This is a genomic window from Bradyrhizobium ferriligni (assembly GCF_056837965.1).
On sequence record NZ_JBXEJO010000052.1, the window covers coordinates 1 to 23,435 of the forward strand.

Consider the following 23,435-nt stretch of genomic DNA (forward strand, 5'->3'; position numbering starts at 1 on the left):
CGGATTCGATAAGGACACTAGCAAACTTATGATTCTAGTGTGCTTTATGAATGCGAAGTTCGTGAAAGTGGCTGCCGCGAAATCGCACGAACTTCGCATCCAGCACACTAGCCGCTGTCGCGCAGCACCAGTTCGAAGCCGAGATCGACGCGGCGCTCGCCGCCGCGCTCCAGCGTCAGCGTCGCCGCAGTGCGGCCGATCGCGTCGCCATGCACGCTGATCGTGCTCAGGGTCGGCGAGATCAACTGGCCCATTTCGAGATCGCCGAGCCCGATCACGGCGACCGGTTGCGCCGATGCAGGCCCGTCGCGCAGCAGCCCGGCCTTGCGCAGTCCCGACATGAAGCCGATCGCATGCGCATCGTTGGCGGCGAACACCGCGTCGACATCGGGCAGGCGTGCATGCGCCGCCACGCTGCCGGAATCCTTGCGGTCCAGGATCAGCCGGCGCGGCTCGGCAAGGCCGCTGGCCAGTGCCTCGTCCCTGAAACCGAACCAGCGGCGCGTTCCGCGCGGATCGTCGCCGCCGATGAAGGCGAGCTGCTTGCGGCCCTGCGCGACCAGATGCTTCGCGACCGCAACGCCGGCCTTGTAATTGTCGAAGCCCGCGACCGCGTCGATCGGGTTTGCCGGCAGATCCCAGGTCTCGACGATCGGGATGCGCGCATTGCGCAGCAGGCGGCTGCCCTCCTCGGTCGCCGGCGAGCCGACCATGATGATCGCCTCGGGCCGCCGCGACAGCAGCGCCGCCAGCATGCGCTCCTCGCGCGCCGCGTCATAGCGTGACTGCGCCAGGATCACGGAGAAGCCCAGCGGCTCGAGCTTGTCCGACAGGCCCTGCACCGTGTCGGCGAAGATCGCGTTGGCGATGGTCGGCACCAGCACGCCGACCGAATTGGTCCGCGCGCTCGCCAGCGCGCCCGCCACCAGGTTCGGGACATAGCCGAGGTCGCGCATCGCCCGCTCGACCCGCGCCCGGGTCTCCGGGGCGACCAGGTCGGGCATCCGCACCACCCGGCTCACTGTGATCGAGGAAACGCCGGCGCGCTTGGCCACCTCTGAAAGGGTGGGCGCGGCACCGGCCGGGCCGGTCCCGGGGGCGGTCAGTTCGGAGCTCATGGGGCGGAGCCTGCCCGATTCCGGGTTGCCAAGCCATGATGTTAGCGCTAGCATCGCTATATGTTAGCGCTAACATGGAACAAAGAGGGAGAAACAGGATGATTTCGGACGAGCAGGCCCAGGCTTACAAGCGCGACGGGGTGATCGTTGTCCCGGAGGTGCTCAACCAGGAGACCTTAGCCAAGGTGCGCACGGTGCTCGCCGAGCTGGTGGCCGGCGCCGCCAGCGTGAGCGAGCACACCGACGTCTACGATCTCGAGCCTGGGCATACGTCTGACAATCCGCGCGTCCGCCGCATCAAGGCGCCGCACAAGGTGCATCCGATCTTCGACGAGATCGTGCGCAGCCCCGCCGTGATCTCGATCCTCACCAAGCTGATCGGTCCCGGCCTTCGCCTGCACGGCTCCAAGCTCAACATGAAGTCGGCGCAATATGGCTCGCCGGTTGAGTGGCATCAGGACTGGGCATTCTATCCGCACACCAATGACGACATCCTCGCGATCGGCGTGCTGCTCGACGATTGCGACATCGAGAATGGCCCGATGCTGGTGACGCCCGGATCGCACACCGGCGACACGATGTGGGATCATCACGGCGAGGACGGCCACTTCGCCGGCCTGATCGATCCTGACCAGATCGCGGACGACATCAAGCGCGCGGTGCCCTGCATGGGCAAGGCGGGCAGCATGTCGTTCCATCACGTGCGCGCGCTGCACGGCTCGGCGACCAACACGTCGAACCGGCCGCGCAACCTGCTGCTCTATGAAGTGGCTGCCAGCGACGCCTGGCCGCTGATGGGCGTGAAGGACTTCGACGAGTTCAACAGCCGCCTGCTGGCTGGTCCGCCGGTGGTCGCACCGCGGCTCACCGACGTGCCGGTGCGCATGCCGCTGCCGCCGGCCAAGCGACAAGGATCGATCTACGAGACACAGTCGGCGTCGAAGAAATCCTACTTCACGCGCGCCGCGTGAGACCTGAGCAATGCCCGCGGCCAAGCCGCGGGCATTGCTGCTTTCACGAGCATGATCCCCCGCGACAACGCAGAACGCGTTTGCGCGGAGATCGTGCCCGATCAAGACGACCATAAAAACAGACATAACGGGGAAACGAATGACCGAGATGGCAAGAGATGGCGCTCGCACATCGCGCCTGCGTGTGATCCTGGCCGCAAGCGTCGGCTCCGCGCTCGAATGGTACGACTTCTTCCTCTACGGCACCGCTGCGGCGCTGGTGTTCGGCGAGCTGTTCTTTCCGAAGAGCGATCCGGTGGTCGGCACGCTGTTGTCGTTCCTGACCTTCGGCGTCGGCTTCGTGGTGCGGCCGTTCGGCGGCCTGTTGTTCGGCATTCTCGGCGATCGCTATGGCCGCAAGCCGGTGCTGGTCGCCACCCTCCTGATGATCGGCATCGGCACCACCGCAATCGGCTTCCTGCCGACTTATGGGCAGATCGGGATCTGGGCGCCGATCCTCCTGGTCGCGATGCGTGTCATCCAGGGCCTTGGCGCCGGCGCCGAATATGGCGGCGCGGTGATCTACCTTGTCGAGAACGCGCCGCCGAAACATCGCGGCTTCTGGGGCGGCTTCGCGCCGCTCGGCGTCTCGGTGGGCAATCTGCTTGCGGCCGGCGCCTTCGCGCTGGTGACCATGCTGCCGCGCGAGGATTTGATGAGCTGGGGCTGGCGCCTGCCCTTCCTGGCGAGCTTCCTCCTGATCGTGGTCGGCATCTTCGTTCGCATGCGCATCACCGAGACGCCGGTCTACACCGAGGCGGTGGTCGCGCGCGGCAAGGTCGAGAGCAATCCAGCGATGGAGGCGTTGCGACGGCACCCGCGCAACTTCTTCGTCGTGCTCGGCGCCCGCATGGCCGAGAACGGGCTCGGCTATTTCTTCCCGGTGTTTGGTCTCAGCTACGTTATCACAACGCTCGGCGTGCCCAAGGCGGAGGCGCTCAGCGCGCTGATGCTGGCATTCACGGTCGAGCTGTTCGCGATCCTCGGATTTGCGGCATTGTCGGACCGGATCGGACGGCGGCCGGTCCACATGTTCGGCGCGCTGGCCGGCGTGGCGCTCGCCTTCCCGTTCTTCTGGATGGTCGGCACCAAGGAATGGATCATGATCGCGCTCGCCTTCATCCTGGCGCGCGCCGTGGTGACGGCGGCGATGTTCGGGCCGCAGGCGGCGTATTTCGCCGAGCTGTTCCCGCCGCAACGCCGCTTCGCCGGCTTCGCCTTCGCGCGCGAACTCGGTTCGCTGCTGTCGGGCGGACCGGCGCCGTTCGTCGCCACCGCATTGGTGGCTGCCTATGGCACCTGGTGGCCGGTCGCCTGCTACGCGATGTTCCTGTCGGCCTGCACCGTCGTTGCGATCTGGATCGGGCCCGAGACCTACCAGGAGAACATCGACGCCGACGCGAGCGAACAGGCCGAGCTGCCAGCGGCGATCCCGGCGCGGGCCTGATCGGTGGCGCAGCAACTGCGCGTCCTGCAGTCGCTCTGGGCGATGGAGCGGCGGCTTGCGGATGAGGGCGAATGGCCGCTGCACACCCAGCTCGCGATGATCCGCGATGCCGGATTTGACGGCGCCGGCGTGCGCTTCATCGATCCTGCCTTCGCGCGCGAGGTGACGAGCTTCCTTCGCGCGCATGGCATGATCTGGCAGGCGCAATGCTACCCGAGGACGGTCGACGACCTGAAACCGGTGCTCGAGCTGGTCGCCAAGCTCGGCGCCGATCATGTCAATTTGCAGCCGGACGTTCGGCCGCGCCGGCTCGCAGATTGCATTCCCTGCTCGAAGGCTGGCGGCGGCTTGCCGCGGAGGCCGGCGTCGCCGTGCATGTCGAGACCCATCGCGACCGCATGACGACCGACCTGTTCTTCATGCTCGACCTGCTCGACTGCTTTCCCGATCTGCGGCTCACCGCCGATCTCTCGCATTATCTGGTCGGCCGCGAATTCGCCTGGCCGGTCGACGACGTCAACCACGCGATGATCCATCGCATCCTCGACAACGCCTGGGGCATCCACGGTCGCATCGCGAGCCGCGAGCAGGTGCAGGTCTCGCTCGGCTTTCCGCAGCACCAGGGCTGGGTGTCGCTATTCATGGGCTGGTGGCACTACGGCATCCGCTCGTGGCGCAAGCGCGCCGGGCCCGACGCGACCCTGACCTTTCTGTGCGAGCTCGGTCCCGCGCCCTATGCCATCACCGGGCCTGACGGCAAGGAATTGTCCGATCGCTGGCGGGACGCGCTGGTCATGAAGGACATGATCCGCGCGCTATGGGATCGCATCGCGAACGAGCCGCAAGGTCCGCTCCCGCATTGATTCAAACACGCCGCGGCGGCATCCTGAACGCCACAATCCGGAATGCCGCGAGGACCCGTGCGCGACCGCTGGGCTTATCCGCTTCGATGCCTCGTCGCCGTCTCGGCGATGGCAACCTTCGCGCATACGAAGGCAGCCGCGGCAGAGCTTGCCTTGAATGTCGCGACCCTGCCGCGCGTTGCGACCATCGACCCGCGCTTTCAGTCCTACAACATCGAAATGGTCGAGGTGACCGGCGGACGGTTCTGGAAGCCCTATGCAACCGCCGCCACGCGTCGGCGTGCAGAAACGGAGCGGTTCGCAGCTCGCGCTCCGATCGACCTGCACGATGGCAGACTGCGCAAGCTCGCCGCCGCCCTCTCCCCCGCCTATCTACGCGTCAGCGGGACCTGGGCCAACAGCACGTTCTTTGCGGATCTCGACCCGCCGCCATCAGCACCGCCGGCCGGCTTCAACGGCGTGCTGACGCGACGGCAGTGGCGGGACGTGATCGAGTTCTCGCACGCCGTCGACGCTCCGATCGTCACGTCCTTTGCGATCAGCGCGGGCGCGCGTGACGCTACGGGGCAATGGAGCCCCGAACAGGCCCGGAACTTTCTTGACTTCTCACGATCGGCCGGCGGCCATATCGCCGCAGCCGAATTCATGAATGAGCCCGATCTGCCGACCATCGGCGCCGCCCCTGACGGTTACGATGCCGCGGCCTACGGCAGGGATTTCGCAGCGTTCCGCGCCTTCATGAAGGACACCGCGCCCGACGTGACGATCCTCGGCCCCGGCACGATCGGCGCCGCCGCTGAGGTTCAAGCGCTCTTCGCCGCATCTGCAGCCGGCATCGACGCGGTCTCCTACCATCACTATGGCGCGCTCTCGGCCCGATGCGGCGGCGATCGCAAGGCAAGGCATGCATTGTCGGACGAATGGTTGGCGCGAACCGGCAAGAGCCTCGCCCTCTACGAGACGCTGCGCGACCAGCTTGCACCGGGAAAGCCGATCTGGCTGACCGAGACGGCCGACACCGCGTGCGGCGGCAATCGCTGGGCTAAAACCTTCACCGACACGTTCCGTTACCTCGATCAACTCGGACGGCTGGCCAAGGCTGGCGTTCAGGTGGTGATGCATAACACGCTGGCCGCGAGCGACTACGGGCTGCTGGACGAACGAACTCATCTGCCGCGGCCGAACTACTGGGCGGCGCTGCTGTGGCGACGGTTGATGGGGACCATTGTGCTCGATGCCGGTGTCGCCGAGCAATCCGGCTTCCATGTTTATGCGCATTGCGCGCGCGAAATGCCTGACGGAGTGGCCTTGCTCGTCATCAACAATGATCGGCGAAAACAGCGCAAGCTCATGCTGCCAGCCGCCTCGCAACGCTACACGCTAACGAGCGCAAAGCCCGCCGACGGCAATGTTCAGCTCAATGGCGCGACGCTTTTGCTTGGAGCCGCTGACAGGATCCCAGCCCTGGACGGCGACGCGGCCGCTACCGGAACGATCGTCTTCGCACCTGCAACGATCACGTTCCTGACCGTCGCCGGCACCGGCAACGCCCATTGCCGTTAGCGGCCTGACGTCGCCTTACGCCGCGTCGCGGCTGGCGTCGGAGGATTCCGGCGGGCGCGCCACCAGATGGCCGAGCATGATGGCGGTCATCAGCCGCTCCATCTCGAGCCGTGCAGTGACATGCGACATGGTCGGCCGGCCACCGAGCGCGAGCTGGCTGACATCGTCGATCGCGGTCAGTCCGCGCGGATAGAATTCGCGGAAGATCACGCGTTCGGCCAGGCCATCGACCAAGCGGAAATTCAGCGTCTTGGACAATTCGCTCAACGCTTCGCCGACCAGGCGCTTGTTGCGTGACCCGAGCGTGGAGAGACGGTTGCGCAGCACCACCCACTCGAATGCCGGCTGATCGTGTGCGCTGCGCTCGCGCCGCGCCTCCTCCACCATCTTCGAATAGTGGCTGATGCCGGTCACCTTGAAGTCGTTCGGATCGACGGTGCCCAGCACGTCGAAATCGAGGAAGCTGTCGTTGAGCGGCGTGATCAGCGTATTCGCCAGCGAATGCGTGAACGTCGTCAGATAGGTGTCGTGGCCGGGACAGTCAATCACGACGAAATCGTGCGACCGGCCGAGCCGCTCGACGATCTCGGCGAGCGCGCTGCGCCCGAGCGTCTCGACCTCGCTGCTCCTGCCGCTCACCGTCTCGAAGCACATATGCGCGGGAACGCCGAGATCCAGAGAGGTTTCCCGCGCCCAGTCGCGCCGGTTCTCGACGTAGTGCGTCAGCGACTTCTGCTTGTTGTCGAGATCGATGGTGGCGACACGCTGACCCGCCTTGATCAGCGCGATGGCGACGTGCATGGCAATTGTCGACTTGCCAGAGCCGCCCTTGTTATTTCCGACAACTACTACTCGTGCGTTTGTCATGGGAATCCATACCGGACGCTTGAGTGAAAGCAGGACGAAACAGAATTTAATGAATGGCTCGAATCTCCCTGATTCGACGAATCTCGACAAGAGTCGTCGCACGATCGGCGTGATCGAAATTGATGCGGCTGCGACAACATTGTCACAACCGCAATCCGGGCACGTATCGTGAACGCAGCGAGCGCCGCTGCGGCGAGCGCCCCTGCTACTAGCGCGCCCTGGGACTAGCGTCCCTGAAACACCGCCGCGCGACGCTCCACGAAGGACCTGATGCCCTCGGCCGCATCTGATGTGTTGAGCACGCGTTCGCGGATCTGCGGGATGATCGCGATTGCCGCCTGTTCGCCGGCTTCGATGAACTTGCGGCCCGCCTCTTTGGTCACCTGGATTCCAAGCGGCGCATTGCGCGCGATGATCTCCGCGAGCGCCATTGCACGCTCGACCTGCTGGCCCGCCGGCACGACTTCCTGCACGAGGCCGATCCGATGCGCCTCGGCGGCGGTGAACTCGTCGCACAGCAACAGGTGATACATCGCATCGCCCCACCCGGCGCGGCTGATATAGCGGAAATGCGCGCCCGCCAGCGGCGCGATGCCGCGCTTGGCTTCCATCTGGCAGAAGCGGCTGTCGTCCGCGGCGATCACGATATCGCCTGCCAGCATCATCTCGATGCCGACGGTGAACACGATACCCTGCACTGCCGTGACGATCGGCTTCCGGCAGCGCTTCGACAATCCAAAGGGATCGACGTTGCCCTCCGGCAGCGGCTTGCGCGTCGCCGTCGGGCCGAAGAATTTCGGCATGTCGAGACCCGCGGTGAAACTGCCGCCGGCGGCGCAGAGCACGCCGACCCAGAGGCCGTCGTCATTGTCGAGCAGCGTCAGCGCGTCGGACAGCTCAGTCATCATCTCCGGACTGAAGGCATTCTTCTTCGCGGGATTGTCGATGATGATCTTGAGGATGTGGTCGTGCCGCTCGTGGCGGACCCGCCCTTCGCTCGCGCTGCCGGACATCTGTTCCTCCCTGCTTTGTGACCGGATAATTTCTGGATGATAGTTGTCATCCAGATGCATGATGGTCATAATCCAGAAAGAGAGTCAAACAGGGGCCAGGCGAGATGGGCCATTCCCAGGCCGACAAGACCAGGAGCCGTCAGCGTATTCTGAACGAGGCTGCAACGCAGATCCGCGGCAAGGGCCTCGACGCGCTCAGCATCGGCGGCCTGATGCAGCAGGTGAAGCTGACCCATGGCGGTTTCTATGGGCACTTCGCCTCACGTTCCGACCTGATCGCCGCGGCGCTGGAACAGGCGCTGAATGCAGGCGAAGCATCGGCTCACGCGGCGCGCGATCCCGACAGGCCGGTCAATATCAACACACTGGTGCGGAGCTATCTCAGCCGCGCCCATCGCGACTCGCCCAAGTCGGGCTGCGCGATCGGCGCGCTGATCTCGGATGTCGGCCGCGCCGATGCGCAGTGCCGCGCGGTGATGGAACCGCACATCGAATCCTTCATCGCCAAGGTCGCCGAGACGTTCGGCGACGATGACGATAGCAACGCAATCGTCGCCGTGAGTGCGATGGTCGGGGCGCTGGCGATCTCGCGCGTCCTCACCGATCAGAGGCGGTCCGATGCCGTTCTGCGCACCGTGCGTGATGCCATCGTCGCGATGGCGTCCGACGAATGATTTCGCCCGCGCCGCGGGCAGCTTGATGGAGTGAGCCATGAACGACCGATCCACCCTCGAGCCGACCGCTGTACAAGGAAGCGTACTGATTGCCGGCGTCGGCGCGTCGAACGGCCTCGGCGCCGCGATTGCGCGTCGCTTTGCCGCCGGCGGCTATCCCGTCGCGATCGCCGGCCGCAACGCCGACAAGCTCGCCGCGACGGCGGCCGAGCTGGCCGCTAGCGGCGCGACGGTCGCGCACGTGGTCGGTGACGCCTCCACGGCGGCCGATGTCGCGCGCTTCGTCGAGGCGGCCGAGAGGCTCGCACCGCTCGCGGTGGCCGTGCACAATGCCGGCTCCAACCGGCCGGCACCGTTTCTGAAGGTCAGCGAGCAGCGCTTCGAGGAACACTGGCGCGAACATGCGCTCGGCGGTTTCCAGCTCGCACAGGCTGCGATCCCCGCTCTGCTTGCGCGCGGCGGCGGCACGCTGGTGTTTACGGGCGCCAGCGGTTCGCTGCGCGGCAAGGCCAACTATTCGCCGTTTGCCGCCGCCAAGGCCGCGCTGCGCGCGCTGGCGCAGAGCGTGGCGCGGGAATTCGGGCCGCAGGGCATCCATGTCGGCCATGTTGTGGTCGATGGCGGGATCGAGGGCGACCGCCTGCTGAGCATGCGTCCCCAATTGAAGGATGAGCGCGGACCGGATGGCATGCTCAACATCGCGGCCATCGCCGACGCCTATTGGGTGCTGCATCACCAGCACCGCAGCGCCTGGACGCTGGAGCTCGACCTGCGGCCGTGGGCGGAGCAGTTCTGAAAGCGCTGCGCCGTTCTCACCCGTGAAAATAGGTTGCGATCGGCCGGAATCTTGTCAGCTTATGCGGCAAGGTCCGTCGAGATCGCACCCTGTCCCGGGAGAAGGCCATGTCGCAGCCCACGCCGATCCTGCACCACTTCGATCAATCGCCGTTCTCCGAGAAGATCCGCATCATCTTCGGATTCAAGAAGCTCGCCTGGAACTCGGTGCGGATCTCCCGGATCATGCCGCGGCCGGACCTGATGCCGATGACCGGCGGCTATCGCCGCACGCCGACGATGCAGATCGGCGCGGACATCTATTGTGACACCCAGATCATCATGCGCGAGCTGGAGCGGCGCTATCCGACGCCGACGCTGTTTCCGGCGGGCAATGCCGGCATGCCCTGGGCGCTCGGCATGTGGACCGACCGGCCGTTCTTCCAGAACACGGTCAACCTCGTGTTCGGCTTCATCGGCGACAAGGTCCCGAGGGATTTCATCGAGGATCGCGAGAAGTTGCGCGGCGGCAAGTTCGACGTCGCCGCCATGACCGCGGCGCTGCCGCAGATGCGCGACCAGTTCCGCGCCAATGTCGACTGGATCGAGGCGCAACTCGGCGACGGCCGGCCGTGGCTGTTCGGCGAGTTCAGCCTCGCGGACGTCAGCGCCTACATGAACGTGTGGTACGCGCGGCAGAGCCTCGCCTCGATGGACGAGATCATGAAGTCCGTGCCGCGTGTTGCGGCATGGGAGGAACGCATCCGCGCAATCGGCCACGGCACGCGCACGGAGATGTCGTCGGCCGACGCGCTCGAGATCGCCGCGAAGGAGCAGCCGCAGTCGCCCGTGTTCGGCGACCCCATGGATCCGAACGGTCGCAAGCCCGGCGACGTCGTTGCCGTGATGCCGGATGACTACGGCAAGGTCCCGGTGCACGGCGAGATCGTTTCGCTGTCGGCGCAACACATTGCGATCCGCCGGTCGGATGAGCGCGCCGGCGAGGTGGTGGTGCATTTCCCGCGCGCCGGCTTCCTGGTGGTCCCGGGCTGATTGCCGCATGCTGCTCCCAAGCGGGCCTGGAAACGCTGCGTTTCGCGGCGTGACCTTGCCGGCCCCCTGAACCGGCAATAGCTCAACGGTATCTCCAACCCAAGGCTCCACAGCGCAGGCTTGCGGATAGATCCGCAGCAACCCGACCTTTCGGCCTGCGTGCGATGGGTAGCCCGTGGCGGATGCTCCGCCACGCCGACAACCGGACTGACTATGACGACCTCCGTCGAATTCGGGCTTGATACGTTTGGCGACGTCACCAACGACGCCGCCGGCGCGCCGCTGCCCCACGCCCAGGTGATCCGCAACGTCGTCGACGAAGCGGTGCTGGCCGATCAGCTCGGGATCGATTTCATCGGGCTCGGCGAGCACCACCGCGCCGATTTTGCGATCTCCACGCCCGAAACCGTGCTGGCGGCAATCGCCGCGCGCACCGAAAACATCCGCCTCGGCTCGGCGGTGACCGTGCTGAGCTCGGACGACCCGATCCGCGTCTTCCAGCGCTTCGCCACGGTCGACGCGGTCTCGAACGGCCGCGCCGAGGTGATCCTCGGCCGCGGCTCCTTCACCGAGTCGTTCCCGCTGTTCGGCTTCGACCTCAGGCAATACAACGAGCTGTTCGAGGAGAAGCTCGACCTGTTCACCGAACTGCTCAAGCAGGAGCCGGTGACCTGGCAGGGCAAGCTGCGGCCACCATTCAAGAGCCAGTCGGTCTATCCGCCGGTCGAGCACGGCCGGCTGAAGACCTGGATCGGCGTCGGCGGCAGTCCCGAATCGGTGGTTCGCGCGGCGCATTACGACCTGCCGCTGATGCTTGCCATCATCGGCGGCGATCCCAAGCGCTTTGCACCCTATGTCGACCTGCACCAGCGCGCCTACCAGCAGTTCGGCCGCGAACCGAAGCCGATCGGCGTGCATTCGCCTGGCTTTGTCGCCGAGACCGACGCGCGGGCACGCGAGGAGCTGTGGCCGGACTACAAGGTCATGCGCGATCGAATCGGCAAGGAGCGCGGCTGGCCGCCTATGGGCCGCGACGAGTTCGTGTCTGAGGCCGAGCACGGCTCGCTTTATGTCGGCGCGCCGGAAACCGTTGCCCGCAAGATCGCGGCGACCGTCAAGGCGCTCGGCGCGGCGCGCTTCCAGCTGAAATACTCGGCGGGCCCGCTGCCGCACGACAAGCTGATGAAGAGCATCGAGCTCTATGGCAGCAAGGTGGTGCCGATGGTGCGCGAGATGCTCGCCGCGTGACGCGCCAGAACCGGCATGACAAAGCAAAACCCCCGGCGCTTGCGCGCCGGGGGCTCTGTTAGATCGCAGTCAGATCAACCGGTATTACCAGTTGCGCTGAGCGCGGAGCAGCATGGTGTAGGTGTTCTGGTCCTTCAGCTCGTAGATCGCAGCCGGCTTGCCGATCGCGGCGCTGCCGGGGAAGGCGACCGTACCAGCAAAGCTCTGGTCCAGACGGGTGTAGGTGAAGTCGGCCGAGAAGGTCAGGTTCTTCACCGGGGTCCACTGGGTCTGCGTGCCGAGCTGCGCAATGCTGTAGTCGGGGTTGCAGGACGTCAGAGCCGCACCAGCACCGAAGAAGTTGCTCAGCGAGCCACCGACGCCGTTGCCGGCCGGACCGCAGATGTAACCCTTGGACGTGCTGTTGTAGTTAACCTGGGCCCAGCCACCATAGATGCTGGTGTTCCAGTTCGGGTTCCAGTTGTGCACGTATGCACCGCGGAAGCCGTAGGTCGTGATCAGCTGCTGCTGACCGCCGGTCACGAAGATCGAGTCCGGCGCGAGGCCGAAGCCGATGCTCTGATAGGCGCCCGGGACGTTCGTTCCACCGAAGATGGTGTTGCCACCGGCGAAGCCAGCCAGGTCCTGGATGTTGTAGCGGGTCGCACCGTTGGTGTAGACACCCTGCAAGTTGATGGTGTCGCCAGGTCCGGTCGGGATGTTCTTGATCGACAAGGCCAACTGACCAGCCCAGCCCCACTTGTCGTCCGGATGACCGGTCAACTCGGTGCCGCCGTAGTAGGCCACGTGGTTGTTATGCGCGGCGAACGATGCCTGGAACAGACCCCAAGCTTGATCGACGCGCAGCATCGCGACGAGATCCGGAGCGATCGTGCCAGCGTAATCGCTGATGCCGAACACGTTGGTGTTGCCGGGAACGCCGAAGTTGACGGGCGCACCGAGGTTGACCACGCCAGCCTGATAGTAGGCCGACTGATCCTGAGCCGACAGAGACAGCGACACGCCGTTGCCGAACTGCGCGGTGTAGGTGAACTGGTTCACGCCAGTGATCGTGCCGCCGCCGCCGACGAGACCGTCCCAGCTGTTGCCCGGATAGTTGGCCCACGGAGCCGAGAACTGCGAGACCGCCTTACCGATGGTGAAGCCGGCGAACTGGATGAAGGCGTAGTAGACGCCGACCGTACCAGCCGCAACCGCACCGGAGTTGGCGTTGTTCGGAGCCGAAACCGCGCCGATCGGCGAGTAAACGGTCGAGCCGTTGCCCTGACCGGCGTAGCTGTCCGAGGTCCAGGAGAACGTCGCATCGAAGAACGTGCGGACCACGCCGTATTCGGTCGCGGTGCGCGTATCGATGTTCAGGTCTTCACGAGAGCGCCAGGTGTAGCCGTTGGTGAAACGGTTGTTGGCACCGCCAGCGCCGCCCGTGTTGCCGGTGGCGTCGGTGTTGCCGTTGATCACGACGTCTGCGCGCAGGTAGCCGCCCAGCTTGATACAGGTATCGGTGCCCGGGATGTAGTAGAATCCGGGACCATACAGGGAGCAAACCTTCACGTACTCGACCGCTTTGGCCTTGACGGGAAGATCGGCCGCCTGAGCTCCGCCGACCGCGACGAGAGCCGCCGCCGAGCCGAGGATAAGGCTCTTAACCATCTTCATGTTAAACCTCCAAGTTGCTCTATCTCAGGGAAGGTTCCGGATCCGCCGGGCAGAACACCCTCAGGTTGGTTCCCTTGTCCCTTAAATCCCCGCTTAGTCGCTTCGCGCCTTCGGACACACCCGCATGAACGCGAGGGACTTAAGCGAACCACCTAGAACGGGACGACCTCGGGATGCCCCCCTCCGTCGTAGTTCCATATGAGACAGAAGGCCCCCGATCACGCAACAAAAGACCGCTCGGTTTGGGGCAAGTTGCGGCTGTTTTCGGGCAAATGTTGCACAAATATCACGGGCATTTGACCTGCGACACTTCCGCAAACCATTGAAATACAAGACGAATATTTCAGTTACCGTTATCGGGCACAAGATCGGGCAACACCGCGCGGAACGGTGTGTAAAACGGGTGTCCTGCGGAGAAAGCGAAAAGCGGAGCCGGCTTCGGCAGCGCTGATTCCGGTATCCGGGCACGGCATTTTGGCCCAAAACGCCGCGATTTGAACAACATAACCCGCCCCTAATACCGTCGACTCGCGCCTGGAAGGGGGCTTTCCGATGGCTCGGAGCAGGCCGAATGACGGCGGCGGTTTGCCACCCATGTGCAGTAACGATGCTACATGTCACTGGGATGTCAGCCTGCAGAATCGGTCGATTTGTTCTCCGCGGCACCCGCGCGCTGAATATCTCTGCTGTGCGCGACGCACCCGCAAGGCTCGCCTGCGACGGAGTCGCGTCGCGCTCACTCGTCCAGAATGTCCAGGAGATCCTCGATCCGCTCGAAAGGCGGCTCATGTATGTTGTCCGAATAGAACACGCGATCGCCGTCGCGCTCGAGCGATCGTGCCCTGGATTTCGGCAGCCTCCCGGGAAGGAACGTCGCCGCGACCGCCTCCGGGCCGACATCGAGCCTCACGATTCCGCGCCGCTTGCAATCGATCCTGAGCCTTGCCGCGGCGAAGAAATCCCGACCGGCCGAGGGCAGCCTGCCGAAGCGGCGCGAGGTCTCTTCCTCGAGATCTTCCAGATCGTCTTCGCTCCGGCACCTCGCGGCACGGCCATAGATTTCAAGCCGCACGGATTCCGATTGCACATAGCTCCTGGGCAGCAAATCCGCGAGCGGAAGGTTGAGATCGGGCACCCACAGATCGGCGGACCGGTCGTTGGTCTTCTCCGAGGCTTGCTTGAGAAGGTGGCTGTAGAGCACCGGACCGAACACCTGCACGTGGCCGGATTGCCGCTCCGAAAGCAGATCCCCGGCGCCTCGGAGGTCGAGATCCCGCTCGCTGATCGCGAACCCGGCGCCCGGTCTGCTGAACTCCTCCAGAACGGCCAAACGCCTCCCGGACTGTTCCGAACTGGATTCGGTCAGCATGTATGCGAAGGCGCGTGTCCCGCCGCGTCCCACCCGGCCTCTCAGTTGATGGAGCTGTGCCAGACCGAACTTTTCCGGCCAGCAGACCACGATGGTGTTAGCCCTCGGGATGTCGAGACCGCTTTCGACGATGTTGGTCGCCAGCAGAACGTCCGCCTCACCTTCGACGAAACTCATCATTCGATCGTCCAGTTCGTCGGCGGGCAGCTTGCCGTGCAGGCAGACGATGCGCAGTTCGGGGGCCATCGACTGCACGCGCGCCAGCATCGGATCCAAATCCTGGATACGCGGACAGATCAGAAAGCTTTGCCCGTGACGTCGCTGCTCGCGCAGCAGTGCGGCGGCAATGGCGGCGTCCGAGAGCGGAGCGATCTTGGTCGCGACCGGAAGCCGATGAACGGGCGGGGATGCGATCACACTCAGCTCCCTGAATCCCGCAAGTCCCGCCGCAAGCGTGCGCGGGATCGGCGTGGCACTCATCCACAGCGTATGGGCGCCCTTCGCCAGGCCTGAAAGCTTCGCCTTCTCGGCCGCGCCGAAGTGCTGCTCTTCGTCGACAATGACCAGGCTCAGCTTGGCGAACTTCACGTCCTTCGATGCGATCGCCTGCGTGCCGACCACGACCTTCATCTTGCCGCTTCGCAGGCCCTCCTTCGTCTCCTTCATCTCCGGAGCCGACGTCGCCCGCGACAGGCTTCCCACTTCGATGCCAAGCGGTGCAAACCGTTTGCGGAAGGTTGCGACGTGCTGCCTTGCCAGAACAGTCGTCGGCACAACGACGGCAACCTGCTTGCCCGACAGGGCTACGGCCGCCGCCGCGCGCAACGCCACCTCGGTCTTGCCAAATCCGACGTCGCCGCAGACGACCCGATCCATCGGATGACCGGACGCCAGATCATCCAGGACGTCGCGAATTGCCTTCGCCTGGTCGACGGTCGTGAAATAGGGAAAGCGCGCGACGAACCGCTCATATGCGGGACCGGGAGCGACCAGCTTGGGAGCGCGCCGGCGGCGCCGTTGCGCGATGTGTTTGGCAAGCGCCCTGGCGGCAGTTTGAATTTCCTGCTCCGCCTTGGTACGGCGCGTCCACCACGTACTGCCATCGGCCCTGTCCAGTGCCAGCTTGCCGAGCTCCGCAGCATACGGCCAGATCAGCGCAAGATCGGCCGGCGGAACGAGGACGGCATCATCCCCGGCAAAGGCCAGCCTGACCATCTCGCGCGATGATCCCTTCCCCATATCGAGGGTCTGCAAGCCATCGAGCACGGCCAGCCCGCGCTGCAGATGCACGACGACCGCGTCGCGCTCCGGCACGTCAGGATGATCGAAAGCCGAGCTCCAGGCTCTCGCCATGGGCTGCGGATGATGCGCCCTGCTGCCGAGCACGTCGGTCGCCGTCACGACGACGAGCGGCTTGCGCCCTGAGCCGATGAAGCCGGTGTCGAAGTCGGCCAACAGTGCGCCTTCGCCGCCCCGCCCTTTCGCCGCCTCGTTCCAGTCGGCGAAGCGCTCCGCCTTGATCCCGCTCATTCGCTCCATCGCGCGCAGATCGTCCTCGACCGCCGCGACAAAGAGCAGCCGCGATCCGCTGCGCTCCGTGTCGGCGACGAATGCGCGAAGAGCTTTCCGCGACGAGGCGACCTTCGAGAAGTCAGGCGTGGCGATGAAAGCCGCCTTTCGAGGCAGCGAGCTCATCCGCTTGGCCAGCCGTTTCCAGTCAGCGGGCCCCAGATACTCGCGCTCCGCCTCCCTGCGGCCGGCCGCCTCCTTGATCGTGCTCAGCCAGCTATCGGCGTGGCCCGAAACGCCTGCGTCCGCGATCCAGTGCGCGCGCTGGCAATAATCCGGCAGCGCCGCCCGCTGGACCCGCTTGCCTCCCAACGCGATCCGTTCGGACATCGGGTCGATGTGCAGTTCCTCCGCGTCAAACACGACGTCGTGCTCGTCCGGATCGACACCTGCGATTCTGCGGATCACGCCACCGGAATGCTCAATTCTGAACGGCCCCAGCGCGCCCGCGGGAAATACCTCGAACGTCATTCCGTGGAACAGAGCGCTGCCGGGATAATCCGCCTCTTCGTCGAGATCGTATCCCAGAGCTTCCAGACGATCCTTGAGTTCCTGCTCGGAATAGCCCGCCCCCACCTTCAGGCTGATGCTGAGGCGCGCCGAGCTGGCAGGCAACGGCAACCGCTCCATGATCGCCTCCGCCGTCGATACCAGGAACACCGGCTTCTTGCTCCTGGCGAGGCGCCTCAACACCGAACTGCGCCTGCCGGCGATCTCTCGTGACGGCTCCAGCCCGTCAAAGGGCAAGGTATTCAGCCGCGGGAACACCAGCACCTCGACCGAGGGATCGAGCGAATGCAGCACGCTGCCGAGGCGCTCGGCCCTGTTCTCGCTTTCCGCAAGGAAAACGATGCCGTCCCGTCCGGACTTCTTCCATTGCTCGAGAAGATGGAGCGCCAGCATGCCAAGCGGTGAGGAAGACGAGATCCCGGAACGCGCCGATCCCTTGCTTTTCTTCTTCGCGCCAGCAGCAGCGCGGGCCTTCTTGGTATTCGCCACGTCAGATCCGTCGTTATGTCGTGAGTACGATCGCCCGTTGACCTGCGTCTCCGGGCGACTCGGGGGCTTGTCGCCCGCCGCCATGGAAACGAAAGCGGCACAATTTTCCAGCTGGCCGGACCAATCCGCCTGAAATGGCGGCAGGGGCTCGACCGGGGAGAATGATTTCCTTTATTAAAATCAATGACTTGTTTGCTGGCTGGGGCGGGAGGGATCGAACCTCCGAATGGCGGAATCAAAATCCGCTGCCTTACCGCTTGGCTACGCCCCAACGCGCCGATCGAAGGCCACGTCGGTCTATAGGGTGAGTCCCGCCATTTCAACAGGGCGGCGATCGAAAAGGCACGAAAGCCGCAGGATGATGACGGTACTCTTATTATAGGGCGACGCCGCGGTGGCCGAAACAGACCGCGCGATGTCTGTTCGGACTGTTGAGAGGCCGCCGGTTTCATGGGATGACAATTTCAAACGCCTCGTCGGGAGTAACGCCATGACCTACCGTGCGCCGATCAACGATATCCTGCTGTCCCTCAATCACGGTGCGGGGCTCGCTGCCGCCGTGGAGGCCGGCCACTACGGCGATTTCGACGGCGACATCACCGCTGCGGTGCTGGAAGAAGCCGGCAAGTTCGCCTCCGATGTGCTGGCGCCGCTGAATCGTGTCGGCGACGAGCACGGCATCAAGCTCGGCAATGGCAAGGTGACGACCGCGCCGGGCTGGCCCGACGCCTATCAGCGCTGGACCGCCGCGGGCTGGAACGCGGTGTCGGGGCCGGAAGCGTTCGGCGGCCAGGGCCTGCCGCTCGCGGTCAACGCCGCCTGCACCGAGATCTGGAGCGCATCGAACGTCGCCTTCGGCCTTTGCCCGCTGCTGACACTGTCGGCGATCGAGGCGCTCGATGCCCATGGCAGCGCCGAGCTGAAGAAGATCTATCTCGAGAAGCTGGTCACCGGCGAGTGGACCGGCACGATGCAGCTCACCGAGCCCAATGCCGGCTCCGACGTCGGCGCGCTGCGCACCCGCGCCGAACGCGCTGATGCCGGCACCTATCGCATCAAGGGCACCAAAATCTTCATCACCTATGGCGAGCACGACATGACCGACAACATCGTGCATTTCGTGCTTGCACGATTGCCCGATGCCCCCTCGGGCACCAAGGGAATCTCCCTGTTCCTGGTTCCGAAATTCCTGGTCAATGTCGACGGCTCGCTCGGCGAGCGCAACGACATCCATGCCAGCGGCGTCGAGCACAAGCTCGGCATGCACGCCTCGCCGACCTGCACGATGACGATGGGCGATAAGGGTGGCGCGATCGGTTATCTGATTGGCGAGGAAAACCAGGGCATGCGCTGCATGTTCACGATGATGAATCAGGCCCGCCTCGGCGTCGGCCTCGAAGGCGTCGGCATTGCCGACCGCGCCTATCAGCAGGCGCTGGCCTATGCGCAGGAGCGCCGGCAAGGAAAGGCTATCGGCCACAAGGGCGACGGGATGGATCCGATCATCGTGCATCCCGACGTCAAGCGCATGCTGATGCAGATGCGCAGCATGACGGCGGCGGCGCGCACGATCTGCTACGCCACCGCGGTCGCGCTCGACGTTTCGGTGCGCGCCAAGGACGCCAAGGTGCGCGCCGACGCTGCCGCGCGCGGCGCGCTGCTGACCCCGATCGCCAAGGCCTTCTCCACCGATATCGGCAACGAGGTCGCCTATCTCGGCGTGCAGATCCATGGCGGCATGGGCTTCATCGAGGAGACCGGCGCCGCGCAGCATTATCGCGACGCCCGCATCACCTCGATCTACGAGGGGACCAACGGCATCCAGTCGATCGACCTCGTCACCCGCAAGCTCGGTGCCAATGGCGGCGCCTCGGTCTGGGCGCTGCTCGACGAGCTCGCTGCCGTCATCAAGCAGGTGGAGACCTCCAACGATCCGGCGTTCGGCACCACGGGCGCCAAGCTGCGCGACGCGCACGCCGCGCTGGAGCGCACCAGCAGATGGCTGCTCGAGCGCCTCGCCTCGGCCCCAAACGAGGCACTCGCCGGCGCAACGCCCTATCTGCGGCTGTTCGCCGCAACGCTCGGCGGCTGCATGCTCGCCGGCGAGGCGCTGGCCGCCAAGGCGAATGGCGAAGCCGAGCCGCAGCGCTACGTCGCGCTGGCGCGCTTCTTCGCCGAGAACATCGCCGTGCAGGCGCCGTCGCTGGAAAAGACCGTGACCGAGAGCGCCGAGGCCGTGACCGGCGCGGATGCGGTGCTGGCGGGGTAAGATACTTTCCACCGTCATTGCGAGGTGAGAGGGCCCAAAGCGCTGTACTCGCCAAGGGTCCTCCTCGCTCGTTTGATGCACACGACGTGCCTCATCACAACTGTCGTCCCTGCGAAAGCAGGGACCCATAACCACAGCCTTCCGTTTTAAAACGAGCTGTGGCTCCGGCTTTGCAAACCAATCGGCATTTGTGGTTATGGGTCCCGGGTCGCGCCTCGCTTGCCCGGGACGACATCGAGTTTTGCGTCTACCGCCGAATCATACGTTTTGTCAGCGGTCCGCGCGAAGCGCGCGAAACTCCTCGGGGCCATCGAGCAAGTCACGCTTGCGAGCGGCCTGATCGAACTGGCTGGCGGCATGATCCGCCATTGCGTTAATGGCCATGCCGGCCAGGTTTTGCGCACGTCGCCGTCGGTCGTCGTGCCGCGATCGAACATCCCGATCCACGGCTCGCCGACGACAGATCTCATCGGAGATGCGTTCCTGGAGGCATCCGTTGCCTCGATAAGATCGCCGCGTCATCTTGCACGATCCTTCCAGCAGGATCGGTACGGGCTAGGTCTCCCGTGTGCCGCCTGCTTGCTGTGGCAGTTGTGGTGATTGCCTTGGCGCCGAAGGTCTGGACGCCGGGAACTTGGGCTTCCGCGGAGGAGCCGCGATCAATCCATCCCGGATCGCTTGCTTGCGGGCAAGCTTGCGGGCTCGCCGCACGGCCTCGGATTTCTCTCGAGCCCGTTTTTCCGATGGCTTTTCGAACGATCTCCGGCGCTTCATCTCTCTGAAGACGCCTTCGCGCTGCAACCTCTTCTTTAGAACTCGAAGCGCCTGGTCGATGTTGTTGTCCCTGACAAGAACTTGCAACGGATCACCTCTCTCGCGGTACAACGCACATTGAATGAACAATACGGTACCCCGCTCTATCAGCGACAGAGCGGGCCGCACCGCCATTTCAGTACATCCGTGGAACGGCAGCCGACCAACAACGTCGCGGAAGCTTCAGCCGCGGTGCTACGAGCACGCGTCCTCGCTTTCATCCGACGATGTCTTTGGAAAAGGGTCCCACCGGAACCGATCTACAAGGCTCAAGGCCAGTCGATCCTCCAAACCTATGCACTTATCTCGGCTATGCAAGACGCAATCGCAAATCGTGAGAGTTCTGTCCGACGGTGCAAGCAACGCCGAGATCATGGCTGAACCGCGATGGCGAACACGAAAGGCGGTTCCCCAAAATCTGCATCGTTGCCGAGTAGCAAATTCGCTCCAACAGGCGCAGAGTGCGGCGCTGCCGGATGATCTTGGAGCGCCGGCACTCGAGAGCCTGGGCAGCTCCCGGCACAAAAGGGAGCCGCAAATGGCAACCCGCTTCTATTTCGATATCCGCAACGGCGAGGAACTCTATGCCGACAGACAGGGCATCGAGCTACGCGACGAGGAAACTGCCGCGCACGAAGCGATGCAGTCACTGCTTAGCATAGCCAAAGACAACCCGTCTTTGGACAAGCAAAGGCTGCTGGCGTTCGAGGTCCGCACGGACGAAGGGCCATTGTTTCAGGTCAGTCTCAGTCTGGGCATAACAAGGTGCTAGGGCGTCGGCGCGCAACCAAACTCAGGAATTTGACCGGCGAATGCGCCATGCAATCCGCACTTCAAGCACGGGCCCGTCGTCGTCCCGGACTTCGATCGCAATCTGATCGAAATTGTGACCGCGAACGGAATCGCGAACCATGTCGGCCAAAGCACGCGCGGCTTCTTCTTGAACCGCCGCGAGATCGGACAGCACCAGACCTTCCTCGTCGAGGGCCAAGCCGCAACCGTCACGGAGATCGAAATAGTACTTCATCGCCATGATAATATGGCCCGGCTCTCGATCGTTCCTGCCGACCTTGCGAAATGTGGCGACGAAGTCCGGTGCAGACGGCGAGAGTCGCCCCGGAGAGGCATGACCAGTCCACGCTGCTTCCCATAGCGATTCCAGCGTGGCGGTCAAAAAACAGGGCAGCTTCAGCGACGTGATCGAGGATGCGGGGAGTGCGCAGCTCAGCGCACGATGCGCTTGATCCGCTTGGTCCTCTTGGCCGCAGGCGCTGATGGTGCAGGGCCGGCCTGCGCGGCCACCTCGGCGTCACGCGCTTCACGGAGAGCCCGCAGACGCACCATGTTCTTGCGCACGGCGATCGCATCGCGCTCGACCTCGGCGATTGCCTGCGCACCGGCCTCGGCGGCAAGCCGCTGGCGCTGGGCCTTGGCCAGGCGCTCGGCGGAAAGTTCTTCCGGCTTCTTGGCCATGAGCGAATGAGCCCTTTGAAAAGCAGCGAGACCCGCTCAACCCATCAGGGGATCGAGCGGGCCGCGGCTGTCATCCCAGTACATCCGTGGAATGACAGGTCGATTTCAAGCCAGCCGAAGATCTTCGGCGCTGGTCTTGCCACGCATCTTGTCGACCTTGAGTTCGAACGACAACTTCTGGCCCTCGGCGAGACCGCCAAGTCCAGCCCGCTCGACAGCGCTGATGTGAACGAACACGTCATTCGTGCCATCATCGGGCTGAATGAAACCGAAGCCCTTCTGGCCGTTGAACCACTTCACAGTACCTGTAGGCATTTGTCTTCTCCAAAGCGGACGCACGTGAATTCGCGCTTGGTCCGCATCATCCTTCAACCGACGATGTTCTTTGGAAAAGGGCCGCTTTGACCATTCAACAAGGCACAACGGCAAATCGAACGCTGCAAGCATACACACTTAATCCGCTAGGGCAAGCTCGGAAGCGCCGTCGATCGGGTGAGCGGAGTTGCACCGAGCTGTCGTTCCGATAAACCGAACCATGTTTCGCGTAAGGCTTGCGGCGTCGGGGAACTCCGTGACTGATGACGCGGGCGCAAATCGCAATATTCAACCGCCCGGACTTTTCGCCTTGCGTGGAACTCGCTTGGCGCGGGACCGAACGCTTGCTTTTGCTACAGCCGGCTCCGTAGGGCGCGTGATCGGAAACGTCTTCCGCATATGCGCTGCCAGCATTGCACAGTAGTCAGTCGCGAAACGAGGCAACGGACGCCGCTTGTCCCATGAGATGGTCAGGGGCTCCTGCAACACACGGCGCCTGTGCGTGAGACCGACAATCCTTAGTTCGTAGCGCCAGCACTGAAGCTGGGAGGGAACGATCGCGACGCCGTGCCCCGCCTCGGCAAGTGCCAGCAAGGTGTGCGGACTGCGACTCTCGAACGTGATCTTCGGTTTCAGCCCCGCCACACGACTTGCTGCATCGAAAGCACGCCGAAATCCGAACCCGCTGTCCAGCAGCAGCAACGGATGCTCGGCGAGGTCAGCGATCTCGATCGTGCGACGGGGACCAAGTGGCATCGACGGATGGCAAGCAGCCAGTAACCGTACCGATCCAAGCGGAAGACTGCCGAAGTGCTGTTCGTTCAGTCTGACGGCGTGCAGCAAATTTTGGCCGAGATGAACTTCCCCGCGTTCGAGCATCGCCAATATCTCGCTGCCCGTCCCCTCCCTGATCCTGATCTCGACCCTGGGATATCGCTCCGCGTACCGGTGGAGAAATTCTGACAGCACGCTCTCGATGTGTTGCGGCGAGCCAGCGATCCTTAGGACCCCGGTATCTCCTTGACGGAGCAGCTGAGCCTGCTCCTTCAGCGAACTGACGCTGTTGAGCAGCAGACGGCAGCCCGCAATCAACTGCTCGCCTTCGCCAGTCAACAGCAGCCGGCGCCCGACGCGGTCGAAGAGCTGCAAGCCGAGCTCGCGTTCGAGACCGATGATTTGCCTGGACAAGGCCGGTTGGGCGACACGCAACCGCAATGCGGCCTTTGAGACCGTGCCGAGCTCGGCCACCGTCAGGAACGTGAGGGCCTGTTGGAGGTTCATGCCCGCTTATACCATTCAAGCATAAGATTTAAGAAAATATATGTATTGGACGTATTTAGAA

At 64.2% G+C, this 23,435-nt stretch carries 21 protein-coding genes, 1 tRNA gene and 1 pseudogene; 12 read left to right on the plus strand and 11 right to left on the minus strand.

What is annotated here, in order from left to right; genetic code table 11:
• Positions 1 to 107: 107 nt before the first annotated feature.
• Positions 108 to 1,118, minus strand: coding sequence for a LacI family DNA-binding transcriptional regulator (locus tag AC1VNY_RS27790; RefSeq protein ID WP_482407586.1), 1,011 nt, complete (start codon positions 1,116 to 1,118; stop codon positions 108 to 110).
• 98 nt (positions 1,119 to 1,216) lie between these two features.
• Between AC1VNY_RS27790 and AC1VNY_RS27795 the strand changes: the two genes are divergently transcribed.
• The 4 genes and pseudogenes from AC1VNY_RS27795 (at position 1,217) to AC1VNY_RS27810 (ending at position 6,001) form a co-directional block, all read left to right on the plus strand.
• Positions 1,217 to 2,089: a phytanoyl-CoA dioxygenase family protein gene (locus AC1VNY_RS27795; RefSeq protein WP_482407587.1), complete on the plus strand. Its 873-nt coding sequence runs from the start codon at positions 1,217 to 1,219 to the stop codon at positions 2,087 to 2,089.
• A gap of 139 nt (positions 2,090 to 2,228) precedes the next feature.
• A complete protein-coding gene (locus tag AC1VNY_RS27800; RefSeq protein WP_482407588.1) occupies positions 2,229 to 3,575 on the plus strand; it encodes an MFS transporter in 1,347 nt (448 codons plus the stop codon).
• A 3-nt stretch (positions 3,576 to 3,578) separates the two neighbouring features.
• Positions 3,579 to 4,438: pseudogene (locus AC1VNY_RS27805) on the plus strand (sugar phosphate isomerase/epimerase family protein).
• Between the two features lie 219 nt (positions 4,439 to 4,657).
• On the plus strand, positions 4,658 to 6,001 hold the full coding sequence (locus AC1VNY_RS27810; protein ID WP_482407589.1) for a glycosyl hydrolase family 79 N-terminal domain-containing protein: 1,344 nt from the start codon (positions 4,658 to 4,660) through the stop codon (positions 5,999 to 6,001).
• 15 nt (positions 6,002 to 6,016) lie between these two features.
• Here AC1VNY_RS27810 and AC1VNY_RS27815 read toward each other — a convergent pair whose 3' ends face one another.
• Positions 6,017 to 6,802: a division plane positioning ATPase MipZ gene (locus AC1VNY_RS27815; protein WP_482407590.1), complete on the minus strand. Its 786-nt coding sequence runs from the start codon at positions 6,800 to 6,802 to the stop codon at positions 6,017 to 6,019.
• On the opposite strand from AC1VNY_RS27815, the gene AC1VNY_RS27820 reads away from it, so the two are divergent.
• Positions 6,801 to 7,040 carry a hypothetical protein gene (locus AC1VNY_RS27820; RefSeq protein WP_411780073.1) on the plus strand — a complete coding sequence of 80 codons (240 nt, stop codon included), beginning with the start codon at positions 6,801 to 6,803 and terminating at the stop codon, positions 7,038 to 7,040. The genes AC1VNY_RS27815 and AC1VNY_RS27820 overlap by 2 nt on opposite strands.
• Before the next feature lie 52 nt (positions 7,041 to 7,092).
• On the opposite strand, the gene AC1VNY_RS27825 is transcribed toward AC1VNY_RS27820, so the two are convergent.
• Positions 7,093 to 7,881, minus strand: a complete 789-nt coding sequence (locus AC1VNY_RS27825) for a crotonase/enoyl-CoA hydratase family protein (RefSeq protein ID WP_482407591.1) — start codon at positions 7,879 to 7,881, stop codon at positions 7,093 to 7,095.
• Positions 7,882 to 7,985: 104 nt separating this feature from the next.
• Here AC1VNY_RS27825 and AC1VNY_RS27830 point away from each other — a divergent pair, with 104 nt between their 5' ends.
• The 4 genes from AC1VNY_RS27830 to AC1VNY_RS27845 all read left to right on the plus strand — a co-directional run bounded on the left by AC1VNY_RS27830 (position 7,986) and on the right by AC1VNY_RS27845 (position 11,630).
• On the plus strand, positions 7,986 to 8,555 hold the full coding sequence (locus AC1VNY_RS27830) for a TetR/AcrR family transcriptional regulator (protein ID WP_482407592.1): 570 nt from the start codon (positions 7,986 to 7,988) through the stop codon (positions 8,553 to 8,555).
• A gap of 37 nt (positions 8,556 to 8,592) precedes the next feature.
• Entirely contained in the window at positions 8,593 to 9,351 is a 759-nt protein-coding gene (locus tag AC1VNY_RS27835; protein ID WP_482407593.1) for an SDR family NAD(P)-dependent oxidoreductase, read from the plus strand.
• Positions 9,352 to 9,458: 107 nt separating this feature from the next.
• The gene (locus AC1VNY_RS27840; protein WP_482407594.1) at positions 9,459 to 10,382 is read left to right on the plus strand and encodes a glutathione S-transferase family protein; all 924 of its coding nucleotides are present in this window, start codon (positions 9,459 to 9,461) and stop codon (positions 10,380 to 10,382) included.
• A 213-nt stretch (positions 10,383 to 10,595) separates the two neighbouring features.
• A complete protein-coding gene (locus AC1VNY_RS27845) occupies positions 10,596 to 11,630 on the plus strand; it encodes an LLM class flavin-dependent oxidoreductase (RefSeq protein WP_482407595.1) in 1,035 nt (344 codons plus the stop codon).
• A gap of 84 nt (positions 11,631 to 11,714) precedes the next feature.
• On the opposite strand, the gene AC1VNY_RS27850 is transcribed toward AC1VNY_RS27845, so the two are convergent.
• From AC1VNY_RS27850 to AC1VNY_RS27860, 3 genes are all read right to left on the minus strand, one after another.
• Positions 11,715 to 13,286 carry a porin gene (locus AC1VNY_RS27850; protein WP_482407596.1) on the minus strand — a complete coding sequence of 524 codons (1,572 nt, stop codon included), beginning with the start codon at positions 13,284 to 13,286 and terminating at the stop codon, positions 11,715 to 11,717.
• Between the two features lie 736 nt (positions 13,287 to 14,022).
• Positions 14,023 to 17,127 carry a helicase-related protein gene (locus tag AC1VNY_RS27855; RefSeq protein WP_482407629.1) on the minus strand — a complete coding sequence of 1,035 codons (3,105 nt, stop codon included), beginning with the start codon at positions 17,125 to 17,127 and terminating at the stop codon, positions 14,023 to 14,025.
• A 292-nt stretch (positions 17,128 to 17,419) separates the two neighbouring features.
• Positions 17,420 to 17,494: transfer RNA gene (locus AC1VNY_RS27860), tRNA-Gln, on the minus strand.
• 219 nt (positions 17,495 to 17,713) lie between these two features.
• On the opposite strand from AC1VNY_RS27860, the gene AC1VNY_RS27865 reads away from it, so the two are divergent.
• Both AC1VNY_RS27865 and AC1VNY_RS27870 read left to right on the plus strand, forming a co-directional pair.
• Positions 17,714 to 19,492 carry an acyl-CoA dehydrogenase family protein gene (locus tag AC1VNY_RS27865; protein ID WP_482407597.1) on the plus strand — a complete coding sequence of 593 codons (1,779 nt, stop codon included), beginning with the start codon at positions 17,714 to 17,716 and terminating at the stop codon, positions 19,490 to 19,492.
• 267 nt (positions 19,493 to 19,759) lie between these two features.
• Positions 19,760 to 20,092: a hypothetical protein gene (locus AC1VNY_RS27870; protein WP_482407631.1), complete on the plus strand. Its 333-nt coding sequence runs from the start codon at positions 19,760 to 19,762 to the stop codon at positions 20,090 to 20,092.
• On the opposite strand, the gene rpsU is transcribed toward AC1VNY_RS27870, so the two are convergent.
• On the minus strand, positions 20,048 to 20,353 hold the full coding sequence (rpsU, locus tag AC1VNY_RS27875) for a 30S ribosomal protein S21 (protein ID WP_482407630.1): 306 nt from the start codon (positions 20,351 to 20,353) through the stop codon (positions 20,048 to 20,050). The two genes, AC1VNY_RS27870 and rpsU, sit on opposite strands and share 45 nt — an antisense overlap.
• A 490-nt stretch (positions 20,354 to 20,843) precedes the next feature.
• Here rpsU and AC1VNY_RS27880 point away from each other — a divergent pair, with 490 nt between their 5' ends.
• Positions 20,844 to 21,077: a DUF6894 family protein gene (locus AC1VNY_RS27880; protein WP_028339486.1), complete on the plus strand. Its 234-nt coding sequence runs from the start codon at positions 20,844 to 20,846 to the stop codon at positions 21,075 to 21,077.
• A 21-nt stretch (positions 21,078 to 21,098) separates the two neighbouring features.
• Here the strand turns inward: AC1VNY_RS27880 and AC1VNY_RS27885 are convergent, their stop codons facing one another.
• The 4 genes from AC1VNY_RS27885 to AC1VNY_RS27900 all read right to left on the minus strand — a co-directional run bounded on the left by AC1VNY_RS27885 (position 21,099) and on the right by AC1VNY_RS27900 (position 23,374).
• Positions 21,099 to 21,479, minus strand: a complete 381-nt coding sequence (locus tag AC1VNY_RS27885; RefSeq protein WP_482407598.1) for a DUF6894 family protein — start codon at positions 21,477 to 21,479, stop codon at positions 21,099 to 21,101.
• Between the two features lie 50 nt (positions 21,480 to 21,529).
• Complete coding sequence (locus tag AC1VNY_RS27890; RefSeq protein ID WP_482407599.1) at positions 21,530 to 21,778, minus strand: hypothetical protein; 249 nt, start codon at positions 21,776 to 21,778, stop codon at positions 21,530 to 21,532.
• Between the two features lie 105 nt (positions 21,779 to 21,883).
• Positions 21,884 to 22,093 (minus strand): cold-shock protein, encoded by a 210-nt coding sequence (locus AC1VNY_RS27895; protein ID WP_028339489.1) that lies wholly within the window; start codon positions 22,091 to 22,093, stop codon positions 21,884 to 21,886.
• Positions 22,094 to 22,381: 288 nt separating this feature from the next.
• Complete coding sequence (locus AC1VNY_RS27900; protein WP_482407600.1) at positions 22,382 to 23,374, minus strand: LysR family transcriptional regulator; 993 nt, start codon at positions 23,372 to 23,374, stop codon at positions 22,382 to 22,384.
• Positions 23,375 to 23,435 lie beyond the last annotated feature (61 nt).

What these genes read in the sequence shown, in the direction of transcription:
- AC1VNY_RS27790 (WP_482407586.1), bottom strand. Translation starts at nt 1,118, where the DNA reads ATGAGCTCCGAACTGACCGCCCCCGGGACCGGCCCGGCCGGTGCCGCG.
- AC1VNY_RS27795 (WP_482407587.1), top strand. Translation starts at nt 1,217, where the DNA reads ATGATTTCGGACGAGCAGGCCCAGGCTTACAAGCGCGACGGGGTGATC.
- AC1VNY_RS27800 (WP_482407588.1), top strand. Translation starts at nt 2,229, where the DNA reads ATGACCGAGATGGCAAGAGATGGCGCTCGCACATCGCGCCTGCGTGTG.
- AC1VNY_RS27810 (WP_482407589.1), top strand. Translation starts at nt 4,658, where the DNA reads ATGGTCGAGGTGACCGGCGGACGGTTCTGGAAGCCCTATGCAACCGCC.
- AC1VNY_RS27820 (WP_411780073.1), top strand. Translation starts at nt 6,801, where the DNA reads ATGGCAATTGTCGACTTGCCAGAGCCGCCCTTGTTATTTCCGACAACT.
- AC1VNY_RS27815 (WP_482407590.1), bottom strand. Translation starts at nt 6,802, where the DNA reads ATGCACGTCGCCATCGCGCTGATCAAGGCGGGTCAGCGTGTCGCCACC.
- AC1VNY_RS27825 (WP_482407591.1), bottom strand. Translation starts at nt 7,881, where the DNA reads ATGTCCGGCAGCGCGAGCGAAGGGCGGGTCCGCCACGAGCGGCACGAC.
- AC1VNY_RS27830 (WP_482407592.1), top strand. Translation starts at nt 7,986, where the DNA reads ATGGGCCATTCCCAGGCCGACAAGACCAGGAGCCGTCAGCGTATTCTG.
- AC1VNY_RS27835 (WP_482407593.1), top strand. Translation starts at nt 8,593, where the DNA reads ATGAACGACCGATCCACCCTCGAGCCGACCGCTGTACAAGGAAGCGTA.
- AC1VNY_RS27840 (WP_482407594.1), top strand. Translation starts at nt 9,459, where the DNA reads ATGTCGCAGCCCACGCCGATCCTGCACCACTTCGATCAATCGCCGTTC.
- AC1VNY_RS27845 (WP_482407595.1), top strand. Translation starts at nt 10,596, where the DNA reads ATGACGACCTCCGTCGAATTCGGGCTTGATACGTTTGGCGACGTCACC.
- AC1VNY_RS27850 (WP_482407596.1), bottom strand. Translation starts at nt 13,286, where the DNA reads ATGAAGATGGTTAAGAGCCTTATCCTCGGCTCGGCGGCGGCTCTCGTC.
- AC1VNY_RS27855 (WP_482407629.1), bottom strand. Translation starts at nt 17,127, where the DNA reads ATGCTGGCGCTCCATCTTCTCGAGCAATGGAAGAAGTCCGGACGGGAC.
- AC1VNY_RS27865 (WP_482407597.1), top strand. Translation starts at nt 17,714, where the DNA reads ATGACCTACCGTGCGCCGATCAACGATATCCTGCTGTCCCTCAATCAC.
- AC1VNY_RS27880 (WP_028339486.1), top strand. Translation starts at nt 20,844, where the DNA reads ATGGCAACCCGCTTCTATTTCGATATCCGCAACGGCGAGGAACTCTAT.
- AC1VNY_RS27890 (WP_482407599.1), bottom strand. Translation starts at nt 21,778, where the DNA reads ATGGCCAAGAAGCCGGAAGAACTTTCCGCCGAGCGCCTGGCCAAGGCC.
- AC1VNY_RS27895 (WP_028339489.1), bottom strand. Translation starts at nt 22,093, where the DNA reads ATGCCTACAGGTACTGTGAAGTGGTTCAACGGCCAGAAGGGCTTCGGT.
- AC1VNY_RS27900 (WP_482407600.1), bottom strand. Translation starts at nt 23,374, where the DNA reads ATGAACCTCCAACAGGCCCTCACGTTCCTGACGGTGGCCGAGCTCGGC.